Here is a 13,012-nt window from a genome sequence, read left to right as displayed (position 1 = left end):
GTAAAGCCCCAGCACGGCCAATGGCCTAGCGTGCTGTCCCTCGGCCATTGGCCTATCCCGCCGGGCAGCCATGTTCCCGGCGGCTCGCCGGGTCCGAATTTCTGTGCTAGGGCATAGCCTTAACCCGCATTCAACCCCACATAGACCACCATGTCCGCTCCGCTCAAAGCTCTTGATGGCGCACCTGACCTGACCGCGCTGATGGCCGATCTCGGCGCCGGCGCCTCCCGCGCCGCGCGCACGCTGGCGCTTGCCCCAGGCGAGCAGAAGGACGCTGCGCTGGCTGCCATGGCCGCAGCCATTCGCGCCAATGCCAAAGAGATTCTGACCGCCAACGCTGAAGACGTCGCCGAGGCGAAAGCCGGTGGAATGAGCAGCGCGTTCGTGGATCGTCTCGCGCTCAATGAGGCGCGCATCAAGGCGATGGCCGACGGCATCGATGTGGTGCGGGCGATTCCCGATCCCGTCGGCATTGTCACCGAAAGCTGGACACGGCCCAACGGGATGACCATCGAACGCGTGCGCGTGCCGCTCGGCGTCGTCGGCGTGATCTTCGAGAGCCGCCCCAATGTCGCGGCCGACGCCGGCGCGTTGTGCCTCAAGTCCGGCAACGCCGTCATTCTGCGCGGCGGCTCGGACAGTTTCCGGTCGTGCCGTGCAATCCATCAATGCCTCGTGGAGGGCCTGCGCAAGGCCGGACTTCCCGAACAATCAATTTCGCTGGTGCCGACCCGCGACCGTGCGGCAGTCGGCCTGATGCTCGGCGGCCTCAATGGCGCGATTGATGTGATCGTGCCGCGCGGCGGCAAGAATCTCGTCGCCCGCGTGCAGGACGAAGCACGCGTGCCCGTATTCGCCCATCTCGAAGGCGTCAATCACGTCTATGTCGACAAGGCGGCATCGCCCGACATGGCGAAGACCGTTGTGCTCAATGCCAAGATGCGCCGTCCCGGTGTCTGCGGCGCAGCCGAAACACTGTTGATCGACAAGGCCGCTGCGAACACGCAGCTCAAGCCGCTGGTGACGATGCTGCTCGACGCCGGTTGCGAGGTGCGCGGCGACGCAGACATTCAGCGCGCCGATGCACGCGTGAAACCCGTGTCCGACGAAGACTGGGCCACCGAATACGAAGACGCCATCATTTCGGCGAAACTCGTGAACGGCCTCGACGACGCCATCGCACATATCGAGCGCTACGGCTCGCATCACACCGACGCCATTGTCACCGAAGACGCGAAGGCTGCCGAGAAATTCCTCAACGAGGTGGATTCCGCCATCGTGCTGCATAATGCCTCGACGCAGTTCGCCGACGGCGGCGAATTCGGCTTCGGCGCGGAAATCGGAATCGCCACCGGAAAATTCCACGCACGCGGCCCGGTCGGCGCCGAGCAACTGACCAGCTTCAAGTATCGCGTTCACGGCACGGGACAGACACGTCCGTGACTTGCGCGCCCGTGAGCGACGTGCCCAAGAACGCTGCAATCTCTTTGCCCCGCGCCCTTCCGCCTCATGCCGACGGCATGCGGATCGGCCTGCTCGGCGGATCGTTTAATCCACCGCACGAGGCGCATCGCGCCATCAGCCTGTTCGCGATGAAACGGCTGCGGCTCGACCGCATCTGGTGGCTGGTGTCGCCCGGCAATCCGCTCAAGAACAACGGCTCGCTGCACGCGCTGCGCGAACGCGTGATCGCCGCGCAGAAGGTCGCGAACCATCCGCGCATCGCTGTCAGTTGTCTCGAAACCGTCATCGGTACCCGCTACACTGCTGATACGATTTCGTATCTGCGGCGCCGCTGCTCCGGTGTACGCTTTGTATGGATCATGGGCGCTGACAATCTCGCGCAGTTCAACCGCTGGGAAAACTGGCAGCACATCGCCAGCATGGTTCCAATCGCCGTGGTCGACCGCCCGCCTGACAGCTTCCGCGCCCTTTCCTCCACCGCCGCACAGACGCTGATGCCGTATCGCGTCGACGAGCGAAGCGCGGGAACACTTGCGAGCCGACGGGCGCCGGCCTGGACATTCCTCACCGGCCTGAAATCCAGCCTGTCCTCGACCCGGCTGCGGAACCCGGACGGAAGCTGGAAGGACGCCAGTTCGCGATGACGTTTTCCGGCAACAGCAAAGCGCAAATTATCGGCTCGATATCTGGAAGATTGAAACCATTAACCCCACATGCGTATGATGACAGTGGGCGCCAGGATTCGGCGCTCGCGATACAGTGAAAGGAATGGTCCCTGACCACATCTGTATTGTCCAAGGCAGCCTTGTCGAAGCCTCTTGCTGAAGCGACGCCTGCCCCCGTCTTGAAGGCGCGACCTGACGCCGACGAGACGCTGAGCCTGATCCTCTCCCGCCTTGACGACATGAAGGCGGAAGAAACGATCACCATCGACCTCCGCGGCAAATCCTCCATCACCGACTACATGATTGTGACCTCCGGGCGGGCCAACCGCCATGTCGGCGCGATCGCGGAGAATGTCGCGAAAGGCCTCAAGGAAAGCGGAATCGCAGCCCCTCATATCGAGGGATTGCCCAACTGCGATTGGGTGCTGATCGATTCCGGCGACGTGATCGTTCATGTGTTCAGGCCGGAAGTCCGCGAGTTCTACAATCTCGAAAAGATGTGGACCTCGGACAAACCGGCGGCAAGGGCCCGCTGAGACGCGGTGAGCCTGTGCGTGTTCATGTGCTTGCGCGCATGTTAGTTTGCGCGCCATGCGCATCGTCGTGATCGCCATTGGCCGCCTGAAGCAAGGCCCGGAACGGGAGCTCGCCGAACGCTACCGCGAGCGGTTCGACGACATCGGCCGCAAGCTCGGATTTCGCAGCCTCGAGATCCATGAAATTCCGGAAAGCCGCGCGCGTGACGCCGCCGCTCGCATGGCGGATGAGGCGGCGGCGATCTCGGCACTGATTCCTGACAAATCGTCCATCATTGCGCTCGACGAACGCGGCGAAACCATCGACAGCGCAACATTCGCGCGCCATCTTGGCCGCTGGCGCGACGAATCGGTTCCAACCGCTGTTTTTTTAATCGGCGGGGCGGACGGACTTTCGCCCGAATTGCGGCGCAAGGTGAAACTGAGCGTTGCGTTTGGCAAGGCGACCTGGCCGCACCAGATGGTGCGCGTCATGCTGCTGGAACAGATTTACCGGGCCGCGACGATTTTATCCGGCCACCCATATCATCGCCCATAGTATAACCTGGCGTGTATTCTGTTCGCAAAACCGGTGCCGACTTTTGCGAAATACGCGCATGAAAGACCCAACCGCACGTGACTGACGCGACAGGTTATGCAAGCTCGCCAACACTGCGCCGGCTGACGCGCGGAGCGGTTTTGCCGTTGTCGCTGGTGGCGTCCACTTTGCATATCGCAGGCATCGCGCCGGCCTTCGCGCAGGGCACAACCAAACAGGTTGCCGCGCCCGATCCTGAAGCAATCAAGCAGCGTACCCAGGAGCTGGAAGCTGCGCGCGAGCAGCAGAGGAAAGCCGCCGAACTTGAGAAGAAGCTCAAGGCCGACATTGCCGCCATCGGTCAGGACCGCTCCAAACTCAACCAGCAACTGATCGGCATTGCCTCGCAGGTGCGCGACGTTGAAGGCAAGATGGCCGACACCGAAGGCCGGCTGCGCCCGCTCGATGCGCGCGAGCTTCAGATTCGCGCCTCACTCGAATCGCGCCGCGATGAAATTTCCGAGGTGCTCGCCGCCCTCCAGCGCGCCGGACGCCGCGCACCGCCGGCGCTATTTGTAAGACCCGAAGACGCGCTGCAGTCGCTGCGCACCGCGATGTTGCTCGGCGCTGTGGTCCCGGAGATGCGCGCACGCGCGGCCAAGCTTGCCAGCGATCTGGGCGAACTGGTCAGCTTGCGCAAAAATATTTCGGAAGAGCGCGACCGGCTCGCCAGCGATCGTGACAAGCTGAATGACGATCGCACACGGCTCGCGGCACTGGTGCAGGAACGGCAAAAGACACAGACCGAGGCCGAAAAGGATATGGAAGCTGAGCGGCAGCGCGCGATCGCGCTGTCCAGGCAAACCGAAAACCTTCAGGACCTGATCGCCAAGATGGAGCAGGATGTCAAAGCGGCCGCAAAGGCCGCCGCGACGGCCGAATTGAAAGGCATGCCGGCCTCTCTCAACGGCAAGCCCGATCTCGGGGCCTTGAAGGACCCGGGGCGGCTGAGCCCGGCCATAGCTTTCGGTTCCGCAAAGGGCTTATTGCGAATTCCGGTTAACGGCACCCGGATCCGCAATTTTGGCGGTTCTGACGGCACCGGAGGCCAGGAAAAGGGCATTTCCATCGCCACCCGGCCCGGCGCGCAGGTGACAACACCTTGTGATGGCTGGGTTGTTTACTCCGGCCCGTTCCGGAGCTACGGACAACTCTTGATCCTCAATGCGGGCGGTGGGTATCATGTGCTTATCGCCGGTATGGAACGTATTTCGGTCACGATCGGGCAGTTTGTTCTAACTGGAGAACCGGTCGCGACGATGGGGACCACGTCTCAGGTCGCGTCAATTCTGGCGGCTGCGTCCAGCCAGCCTGTGCTCTACATCGAGTTCCGTAAAGACGGCGCTCCAATCGATTCTGGTCCATGGTGGGCCGCAAGTGAAGGCCAAAAGGTTCGCGGATGATGCGCAAGACTTCCCTGGTTCTCCTCAGCGTCGCAGCAGGCGCAGCGGCAACACTCCTTCTCACCCAGCCGCGCTCGGCTCTGGTGGGATCGACGGCGCGCGCCGCGTCGTCAGACACATACCGTCAGCTCAATCTGTTCGGCGATGTATTCGAGCGCGTCCGCAGCGACTATGTCGAGAAGCCGGACGACAGCAAGCTGGTCGAGACCGCGATCAGCGGCATGCTCACCGGCCTTGATCCGCACTCGAGCTACATGGACGCGAAGAGCTTCCGCGACATGCAGGTACAGACGCGCGGCGAATTCGGCGGCCTCGGCATCGAAGTTACGATGGAGGATGGCCTTATCAAGGTTGTGTCGCCGATCGACGAGACGCCGGCCTCCAAGGCCGGCATCATGGCCAACGACATCATTTCTCAACTCGACGATGAAGCGGTGCAGGGCCTGACCCTGAACCAGGCCGTCGAGAAGATGCGCGGTCCGGTCAACACCAAGATCAAGCTCAAGATCATTCGCAAGGGTCAGGACAAGCCGCTTGATATCACGCTGACGCGCGACAACATTCGCGTGCGTTCGGTGCGCGCGCGCGTCGAGAGCGACGATATCGCCTATATTCGCGTGACCACCTTCAACGAGCAGACCACCGAAGGCCTGAAGCGCGAGATGGCGAACCTGACCACGCAGATCGGTTCGGACAAGCTCAAGGGCTACATTCTCGACCTGCGCAACAACCCGGGCGGCCTGCTTGAAGAAGCCGTGTCGGTGTCCGACGCATTCCTCGATCGCGGCGAAATCGTCTCGACCCGGGGCCGCAACGCCGAGGAAACCCAGCGCCGCACCGCCAAGCCCGGCGATCTCGCCAAGGGCAAGCCGGTGATCGTGCTGATCAACGGCGGCTCAGCATCGGCGTCGGAAATCGTTGCCGGTGCGCTGCAGGACCACAAGCGCGCGACCCTGCTCGGCACCCGCTCGTTCGGCAAGGGATCGGTGCAGACCATCATTCCGCTCGGCTCCGGTAACGGCGCGCTGCGGCTGACCACTGCGCGTTACTTCACGCCGTCGGGCAAGTCCATTCAGGCCAAGGGCATCATCCCGGATATCGAAGTCCTGCAGGATGTGCCGGAGGATCTGAAGTCGAAGACCGACACCAAGGGCGAAGCCTCGCTGCGCGGCCATCTCAAGGCCGAAGGTCAGGAAGAGACCGGATCGCAATCCTACGTGCCGCCGGATGCGAAGGACGACAAGGCGCTGAAGATGGCTGCGGACCTCCTGCACGGCATCAAGCAGACCACCTCGGCTCCTGCTCCGACCGACAAGGCCACCAACAAGGCCGCGAACTAAAGCGCACGCGAACATCCCAATTCGATCAGGGCGGCCTTCGGGGCCGCCCTTTTTGCTGGCTGTCCGCCGTCTGATCGCTGCGGAACCCAAGCCTTTGCGGCCCGCCGCACCGGGGCCGTGATAGGATTCGGCGATTGATTCGCGAGGGTTGAGGGCAGTGACCACCGACGATCTGAGCGCCCCGCTCGGACAGGACCGGCCGCGCAAGCGGCGATACCGGCTTCCGTTCACGGCACCGCAGGCGATTGCGGGGCTGTTCGGGCTGTTTCTGGTGGTCTTTCTCGGCTTCGCGATTTTCAACCAGAATCCGATGGGCGGCGAGCCGCTGGCGAAGGTGTCCTACGATCCCGCCAAGCTGCCCGCAGAGACCGCCGCGAACCCGGCCAGCGCTAACCCCACAGCACCCAAGGAAGCCGCTAAGGAACCCGCCGCAGGACAGCAGACCGTGACCATCATCGACGGCTCCAGCGGCGCCCGGCAAAGCGTGATTGTGGGGGGCGGTGCGGAGACCCCAGCGGCGGCAGATGCGCCGCCGGCCATGATCGCGGGCGTCAATCCGAAGCTGCTGGAAAGCTCGCGCTACGGCATGATCCCGGTCGTCGCCGATGGGCTGAAATCCTTCCGCGCCTATGCGGCAGGCGGCGACGCCGAGCGCGCCGTCGCCGCGAAGAAACCCGTCGTCGCGATCGTTATCTCCGGCCTCGGCGTCGGCGCCGCGAAAACCGCCGATGCCATCACCAAGCTTCCCGGTGCCGTGACGCTCGCTTTCACACCCTACGGCTCAGACCCCGGCAAGCTGGTGGAACGCGCCCGCGCACAGAAGCACGAGGTTCTGTTGCAGGTTCCGATGGAGCCGTTCGATTATCCGGATAACGATCCCGGCCCGCAGACACTGCTGACGACACTGTCCGCCGAGCAGAACGTTGACCGCCTCGCCTGGCATATGAGCCGGTTTCAGGGCTACGTCGGCATCGCCAATTTCATGGGATCGCGTTTTGTCGCAACCGATACGGCGATGCAGCCGATCGTCAAGGAAGCCGCAAAGCGCGGCCTCGCCTGGCTCGACGACGGCAGCGCGCCGCGCAGCGTCGCTGGCGTGATCGCGGAAGGCCAGTCGATGCCCTACGCGAAAGCCGATGTCGGCATCGACACCGTGCCGACGCCGGCGGAGATTGACCGCGCGCTGGCGCGGCTGGAAACACTGGCGAAAGAACGTGGAGCAGCCGTGGGGGTCGCATCGGCGCTGCCGATTTCAATCGAGCGCATCGGAACCTGGGCAAAACAACTGGAGGGCCGCGGTATCGCGCTGGTGCCGTTGACAACGGCCATGCTGAAACCAAAATCAAGCTAAGTGGCCGCCGTGATCGGAACTGATCGCCCGGCATGGTCACGCAAACAAGAGAACAAGGCGCGATTGGTGCTGATACCGGTCGGGGATCAAAGGCTTTAGCAGTATGGCGCGTTACGACGATCTGCCCTACCGGACCTGCGTCGGGATTACCCTGATCAACCCAGAAGGGCTTGTATTCATCGGCCGCCGCATCAGCGGCCCGGAACATGTCGACCAGACTCATGTCTGGCAGATGCCGCAAGGCGGCGTCGATAGTGGCGAAGATACCTGGGCCGCCGCCAAGCGCGAGCTCTACGAAGAGACCAACGCCCGATCGGTCGAAAAGCTTGGCGAAGTTTCCGAATGGCTCACTTACGACATTCCGCGCACGGTGGCCGGACGGGCCTGGAAGGGCCGCTTCCGCGGCCAGAAGCAGAAGTGGTACGCGATGCGTTTCACCGGCAAGGACAGCGAGATCAATGTCGCATCACCCGCCGGTCACAAGGCGGAGTTCATCGACTGGCGCTGGGAGCCGATGAAGAATCTTCCCGAGCTGATCGTGCCGTTCAAGCGCCCGGTTTATGAGCGCGTGGTTCAGGAATTCACGAAATTTGCGGGAAAGTAATCTGTCGTCCGAATCAAAAAAGCCCTGCGCTGCAGGGCTTTTTTACGTTTCCGATCAACCTGACGTTCAATGCATCGCGGTTGAATTGACGACCTGCCGCTGAATGGTCTTGAAGTGATCGAGCCGCTCGATCGCCTGATCGAGGACCGTGCCTTCCTTCTCCTTCAGATCCTCTTCCATCTGAGCGATGCTGTCGGCGAAAGCCGCCAGGTCCAGCTCAGCCACCGCCGTCGCGGTGTCTGCAAGAACCGTGAGGCCCTTGTCGGAGATTTCCGCAAGGCCGCCGAGCACGATGACCTTCTCGTGCTTGCCGCCAGCGGTAATCGTCATGACGCCAGGACGGATCGTCGTGACCAGCGGCGAATGCCCGGCCATCACGCCGAGATCGCCCTCGACGCCGGGAATATCGACCTGCTCGACTTCGCCCGAGAAGGCGATTCGTTCAGGCGACACGAGATTGAAGTGGAAGGTCGCCATCGTGATTACGCCGCTTCCGCTGCGAGCTTCTTGCCCTTCTCAACGGCTTCTTCGATGGTGCCGACCATGTAGAACGCGGCTTCCGGCAGGTGATCGTACTTGCCGTTGCAGAGATCCTTGAAGCCCTTGATGGTATCGGCGAGATCGACGAACTTGCCCGGCGAGCCGGTGAAGATTTCAGCGACGTGGAACGGCTGCGACAGGAAGCGCTCGACCTTGCGGGCGCGAGCCACGGTCAGCTTGTCCTCTTCAGACAGTTCATCCATGCCCAGAATGGCGATGATGTCCTGCAGCGACTTGTAGCGCTGCAGCACCTGCTGGACGAGACGCGCGGTCTGGTAGTGATCTTCGCCGACGATCAACGGCGAGAGCATACGCGAGGTCGAGTCGAGCGGGTCCACCGCCGGATAAATACCCTTTTCAGAGATCGCACGGTTCAACACGGTCGTTGCGTCCAAGTGGGCGAACGAGGTTGCCGGCGCCGGGTCGGTCAAGTCGTCGGCCGGAACGTAAATGGCCTGCACCGAGGTGATCGAACCCTTGTTGGTGGTGGTGATGCGCTCCTGCAGCGCGCCCATGTCGGTGGCGAGCGTCGGCTGATAACCCACCGCCGAAGGAATACGGCCGAGCAGAGCGGACACTTCCGAACCTGCCTGGGTGAAGCGGAAGATGTTGTCGACGAAGAACAGCACGTCCTGGCCCTGATCGCGGAAGTGTTCTGCGACGGTCAGGCCGGTGAGGCCGACGCGGGCGCGCGCGCCCGGAGGCTCGTTCATCTGGCCGTACACGAGGGCGCACTTCGAGCCTTCGCCGCCGCCCTTCTTGTTCACGCCCGATTCGATGAACTCGTGATAGAGGTCGTTGCCTTCACGGGTCCGCTCGCCGACGCCTGCGAACACCGAGTAACCGCCGTGCGCCTTCGCGACGTTGTTGATCAGCTCCTGAATCAGCACGGTCTTGCCGACGCCGGCGCCGCCGAACAGGCCGATCTTGCCGCCCTTGGCGTAAGGCGCCAGCAGATCGACAACCTTGATGCCGGTGACGAGAATTTCAGCTTCGGTCGACTGGTCGGTGTAGAGCGGCGCTTCCTGATGGATGGCGCGGTCGCCTTCGGCCTTGATCGGGCCCTGCTCGTCGACCGGCTCGCCGACGACGTTCATGATGCGGCCCAGCGTGCCGGCACCCACCGGCACCTTGATCGGCGCGCCGGTGTCTTTCACTTCCTGGCCGCGGACCAGACCTTCGGTGGTGTCCATCGCGATCGCGCGCACGGTGGATTCACCGAGATGCTGCGCGACCTCGAGCACCAGACGGTTGCCCTGGTTGGTGGTTTCGATGGCGTTGAGAATGGCCGGCAGATAGCCGTCGAACTTCACGTCGACGACGGCGCCGATAACCTGCGAAATGCGTCCGGTCTGATTGGCGGGTGATGCCATGGGATAGTCTCCTTAAAACTCGGTCTGTGCGGCGGTCGGCTCAGATGGCTTCGGCGCCGGAGATGATTTCGATCAGTTCCTTGGTAATCATCGCCTGGCGGGTGCGGTTATAGATCAGCGTCTGCTTGCGGATCATGTCGCCGGCGTTGCGGGTCGCGTTGTCCATCGCGCTCATCTGCGCGCCGTAGAACGACGCGTTGTTTTCGAGCAGCGCGCGGAAAATCTGCACCGCGAGATTGCGCGGCAGCAGGCTCGAAAGAATTTCGTCTTCGGCAGGCTCGTAGTCGTAGATCGCGGCCGCGCCGGAGGTTTCCTTTTCCTCGAGCACCAGCGGAATGATCTGCTGCGCGGTCGGGACCTGAGCGATCACCGACTTGAAGCGCGAATAGAACAGCGTGCAGACATCGAAGTCGCCCGCCTCGAACATCGCGATCACCTGCTTGGCGATGTCCTCGGCATTCTTGAAGCCGAGCACCTTCACCGAGCGCAGCTCGACATGCTCGACGATCTGCTTGTCGAACTGACGGCGGAGCTGCTCATAGCCCTTGCGGCCGACGCAGAAGAACTTGACGTCCTTGCCCTGGTTCATCAGCGACAGCGCGCGCTCGCGCGCCAGGCGCACGATGGACGAGTTGAACGCGCCGGAGAGACCACGCTCGCCGGTGCAGACCAGCAGCAGGTGGACCTTGTAGTTGCCGGTGCCGGTCAGCAGCGCCGGCGCAGAACCCGAGCCGGAAGCTGCGCCCGCAATATTGCTGATCACGGCGTCCATGCGCTCGGCATAGGGACGCGCCGCTTCGGCCGCGGTCTGGGCACGGCGCAATTTCGACGCCGCAACCATCTGCATGGCCTTGGTGATCTTCTGCGTCGCCTTGGTGGAGGCGATGCGGACACGCATGTCCTTGAGAGACGCCATTCTTTATCTCACCCTGACGATCCAGCCGAACGCCGGATCGCAACCCCGAATTCGCCGCGCACGACAAGGATCGGCGCGGCGATGATTTCTTAAGCGAACGTCTTGGCGAAGCCTTCGACCGCGGCCTTGAGCTTGCCGGCGCTATCGTCGGACAGATCCTTCGAGTCGCGAATCGCGTTGAGAAGATCAACGTGCTTGCCGCGCAGCAGCGACAGCAGGCCTTCTTCGAACTCACGCACCTTGGCGACCGGAATAGCGTCGAGGTAACCGTTGACGCCGGCGTAGATCACCACGACCTGCTCTTCCATCTTCAGCGGCGAGAACTGCGGCTGCTTCAGAAGTTCGGTCAGGCGCGAACCGCGCGCCAGCAGACGCTGGGTCGACGCGTCGAGGTCGGAGCCGAACTGCGCGAAGGCCGCCATTTCGCGGTACTGCGCGAGTTCGCCCTTGATCTTGCCGGCGACCTTCTTCATCGCCTTGGTCTGCGCCGACGATCCGACGCGCGACACCGACAGACCGACGTTCACCGCAGGACGGATGCCCTGGAAGAACAGATCGGTTTCAAGGAAGATCTGGCCATCGGTGATCGAAATCACGTTGGTCGGAATGTAGGCCGACACGTCGTTGGCCTGGGTCTCGATGACCGGTAGCGCGGTCAGCGAGCCGTTGCCGTGATCGTCGTTGAGCTTCGCAGCGCGCTCGAGCAGACGGGAGTGCAGGTAGAACACGTCGCCCGGATAAGCTTCGCGGCCCGGCGGACGGCGCAGCAGCAGCGACATCTGGCGGTAGGCGACGGCCTGCTTGGACAAGTCGTCATAGATGATAACGGCGTGCATACCGTTGTCGCGGAAGTACTCGCCCATGGTGCAGCCGGTGAACGGCGCGAGGTACTGCATCGGCGCGGGGTCCGACGCGGTCGCGGCGACGACGATGGAGTATTCCAGCGCGCCCTGCTCTTCGAGCACCTTCACGAACTGTGCGACGGTGGAGCGCTTCTGGCCGATCGCGACATACACGCAATACAGCTTCTGGCCTTCCGGAGCGCCGGCAACGTTGAGTGGCTTCTGGTTGAGAATGGTGTCGAGCGCGATCGCGGTCTTGCCGGTCTGACGGTCGCCGATGATCAGCTCGCGCTGGCCGCGGCCGACGGGGATCAGGGCGTCGATCGCCTTGAGGCCGGTGGCCATCGGTTCGTGCACCGACTTGCGTGGAATGATGCCGGGCGCCTTGACGTCAACGCGCTTGCGCTCCGTCGCCTGGATCGGGCCCTTGCCGTCGATCGGGTTGCCGAGCGCGTCGACGACGCGGCCGAGAAGCCCCTTGCCGACCGGCGCATCGACGATGGCGCGGGTGCGCTTGACGGTCTGGCCTTCCTTGATCTCGCGGTCGGCGCCGAAAATAACGATACCGACGTTGTCGCTTTCAAGGTTCAGCGCCATGCCGCGCGTGCCGTTCTCGAACTCGACCATTTCACCGGCCTGGACGTTGTCCAGACCATAGACGCGGGCAATGCCGTCGCCGACCGAGAGAACCTGACCGACTTCAGAGACTTCGGCTTCCTGGCCGAAATTCTTGATCTGGTCCTTGAGGATTGCGGAAATTTCCGCGGCGCGGATGTCCATCAGCCTGCCTCTTTCATCGCGTGCTTGATCGAATTGAGTTTGGTGCGAAGCGAGCTATCGACCATGCGGCTGCCGAGCTTAACGACAAGCCCGCCGATGATTGACGGATCGATCTTCACGTTGAGATCGACGTCCTTGCCCGACACTGATTTCAGTGCGGCCTTGAGAGCGTCGAGATTGGTATCGCTGAGCGGCTCGGCGACGGTGACTTCCGCGGTGGCCTCGCCCTTGAATTTGGCGACCAGCGCGCGGAAAGCCCTGATGACATCGGCCACGGCGAACAGCCGGCGATTGGCAGTCAGGACTTTCAGGAAATTCGCGGCGACGCCGCTGATGCCGGCCTTGTCCAGCACGGCGCCAAGCGCCTTGGCCTGCGCATCGGCGGTAAACACCGGGCTGCGCACAAGCCGCAAAAGATCGGGGCTGTCGGCAAGCAGGGCGGAGAACTTGTCGAGGTCAGCCTTCACGGCATCGACCGACTTCTGGTCGCGCGCCAGTTCAAACAAGGCCGTCGCATAACGGCCGGACACGCCAGATACTGAGGGATCTTCAGCTGCCACAAAAATCTCTTCTAGCTATCGAATGACCAAGGAAACGACCATCGCTGGAGAACGGCGTCAG

General features: G+C 62.8%; 13 protein-coding genes. 8 read left to right on the top strand and 5 right to left on the bottom strand.

All coding sequences use genetic code 11. The features are described 5' to 3' along the window. Nucleotides 1-150: 150 nt before the first annotated feature. The 8 genes from ACP7AL_RS06355 to ACP7AL_RS06320 all read left to right on the top strand — a co-directional run bounded on the left by ACP7AL_RS06355 (nucleotide 151) and on the right by ACP7AL_RS06320 (nucleotide 7,940). Nucleotides 151-1,443, top strand: a complete 1,293-nt coding sequence (locus ACP7AL_RS06355; protein ID WP_425989875.1) for a glutamate-5-semialdehyde dehydrogenase — start codon at nucleotides 151-153, stop codon at nucleotides 1,441-1,443. A 44-nt stretch (nucleotides 1,444-1,487) separates the two neighbouring features. Further along, nucleotides 1,488-2,108 (top strand): nicotinate-nucleotide adenylyltransferase, encoded by a 621-nt coding sequence (locus tag ACP7AL_RS06350; RefSeq protein WP_425990040.1) that lies wholly within the window; start codon nucleotides 1,488-1,490, stop codon nucleotides 2,106-2,108. 200 nt (nucleotides 2,109-2,308) lie between these two features. Further along, the gene (gene rsfS / locus ACP7AL_RS06345) at nucleotides 2,309-2,665 is read left to right on the top strand and encodes a ribosome silencing factor (protein ID WP_024920221.1); all 357 of its coding nucleotides are present in this window, start codon (nucleotides 2,309-2,311) and stop codon (nucleotides 2,663-2,665) included. Nucleotides 2,666-2,720: 55 nt separating this feature from the next. Continuing rightward, a complete protein-coding gene (gene rlmH / locus ACP7AL_RS06340) occupies nucleotides 2,721-3,203 on the top strand; it encodes a 23S rRNA (pseudouridine(1915)-N(3))-methyltransferase RlmH (protein WP_006023201.1) in 483 nt (160 codons plus the stop codon). A gap of 77 nt (nucleotides 3,204-3,280) precedes the next feature. Further along, the gene (locus ACP7AL_RS06335) at nucleotides 3,281-4,645 is read left to right on the top strand and encodes a murein hydrolase activator EnvC family protein (protein ID WP_425989873.1); all 1,365 of its coding nucleotides are present in this window, start codon (nucleotides 3,281-3,283) and stop codon (nucleotides 4,643-4,645) included. Beyond that, the gene (locus ACP7AL_RS06330; RefSeq protein ID WP_425989871.1) at nucleotides 4,642-5,985 is read left to right on the top strand and encodes a S41 family peptidase; all 1,344 of its coding nucleotides are present in this window, start codon (nucleotides 4,642-4,644) and stop codon (nucleotides 5,983-5,985) included. The genes ACP7AL_RS06335 and ACP7AL_RS06330 overlap by 4 nt, the downstream gene beginning before the upstream one ends. A gap of 157 nt (nucleotides 5,986-6,142) precedes the next feature. Beyond that, nucleotides 6,143-7,336, top strand: coding sequence for a divergent polysaccharide deacetylase family protein (locus tag ACP7AL_RS06325; RefSeq protein WP_425989869.1), 1,194 nt, complete (start codon nucleotides 6,143-6,145; stop codon nucleotides 7,334-7,336). A gap of 103 nt (nucleotides 7,337-7,439) precedes the next feature. Beyond that, nucleotides 7,440-7,940: an RNA pyrophosphohydrolase gene (locus tag ACP7AL_RS06320; protein ID WP_425989867.1), complete on the top strand. Its 501-nt coding sequence runs from the start codon at nucleotides 7,440-7,442 to the stop codon at nucleotides 7,938-7,940. Between the two features lie 66 nt (nucleotides 7,941-8,006). Here the strand turns inward: ACP7AL_RS06320 and ACP7AL_RS06315 are convergent, their stop codons facing one another. The 5 genes from ACP7AL_RS06315 to ACP7AL_RS06295 all read right to left on the bottom strand — a co-directional run bounded on the left by ACP7AL_RS06315 (nucleotide 8,007) and on the right by ACP7AL_RS06295 (nucleotide 12,951). Further along, nucleotides 8,007-8,417 carry a F0F1 ATP synthase subunit epsilon gene (locus ACP7AL_RS06315; RefSeq protein ID WP_024920217.1) on the bottom strand — a complete coding sequence of 137 codons (411 nt, stop codon included), beginning with the start codon at nucleotides 8,415-8,417 and terminating at the stop codon, nucleotides 8,007-8,009. Nucleotides 8,418-8,422: 5 nt separating this feature from the next. Next, the gene (gene atpD, locus ACP7AL_RS06310) at nucleotides 8,423-9,853 is read right to left on the bottom strand and encodes a F0F1 ATP synthase subunit beta (RefSeq protein WP_006023207.1); all 1,431 of its coding nucleotides are present in this window, start codon (nucleotides 9,851-9,853) and stop codon (nucleotides 8,423-8,425) included. Nucleotides 9,854-9,893: 40 nt separating this feature from the next. Continuing rightward, nucleotides 9,894-10,769 carry a F0F1 ATP synthase subunit gamma gene (locus tag ACP7AL_RS06305; RefSeq protein ID WP_425989865.1) on the bottom strand — a complete coding sequence of 292 codons (876 nt, stop codon included), beginning with the start codon at nucleotides 10,767-10,769 and terminating at the stop codon, nucleotides 9,894-9,896. A gap of 89 nt (nucleotides 10,770-10,858) precedes the next feature. Continuing rightward, nucleotides 10,859-12,391: a F0F1 ATP synthase subunit alpha gene (atpA, locus tag ACP7AL_RS06300; RefSeq protein ID WP_024920216.1), complete on the bottom strand. Its 1,533-nt coding sequence runs from the start codon at nucleotides 12,389-12,391 to the stop codon at nucleotides 10,859-10,861. After that, nucleotides 12,391-12,951 (bottom strand): F0F1 ATP synthase subunit delta, encoded by a 561-nt coding sequence (locus ACP7AL_RS06295; RefSeq protein WP_006023210.1) that lies wholly within the window; start codon nucleotides 12,949-12,951, stop codon nucleotides 12,391-12,393. Before ACP7AL_RS06295 ends, atpA begins: the two co-directional genes overlap by 1 nt. Nucleotides 12,952-13,012 lie beyond the last annotated feature (61 nt).

This window comes from Afipia sp. DC4300-2b1 (assembly GCF_049895725.1).
GTDB lineage: Bacteria > Pseudomonadota > Alphaproteobacteria > Rhizobiales > Xanthobacteraceae > Afipia > Afipia broomeae.
Note: the sequence above shows the minus strand (reverse complement) of the source record. Positions and strands in the feature narration are given on the sequence as shown.

Bases quoted from the DNA above. Each gene is read 5' to 3' on its own strand.
- rlmH (WP_006023201.1), top strand. From the start codon at position 2,721: ATGCGCATCGTCGTGATCGCCATTGGCCGCCTGAAGCAAGGCCCGGAA.
- ACP7AL_RS06305 (WP_425989865.1), bottom strand. From the start codon at position 10,769: ATGGCGTCTCTCAAGGACATGCGTGTCCGCATCGCCTCCACCAAGGCG.
- ACP7AL_RS06320 (WP_425989867.1), top strand. From the start codon at position 7,440: ATGGCGCGTTACGACGATCTGCCCTACCGGACCTGCGTCGGGATTACC.
- ACP7AL_RS06315 (WP_024920217.1), bottom strand. From the start codon at position 8,417: ATGGCGACCTTCCACTTCAATCTCGTGTCGCCTGAACGAATCGCCTTC.
- ACP7AL_RS06330 (WP_425989871.1), top strand. From the start codon at position 4,642: ATGATGCGCAAGACTTCCCTGGTTCTCCTCAGCGTCGCAGCAGGCGCA.
- atpA (WP_024920216.1), bottom strand. From the start codon at position 12,391: ATGGACATCCGCGCCGCGGAAATTTCCGCAATCCTCAAGGACCAGATC.
- ACP7AL_RS06355 (WP_425989875.1), top strand. From the start codon at position 151: ATGTCCGCTCCGCTCAAAGCTCTTGATGGCGCACCTGACCTGACCGCG.
- atpD (WP_006023207.1), bottom strand. From the start codon at position 9,853: ATGGCATCACCCGCCAATCAGACCGGACGCATTTCGCAGGTTATCGGC.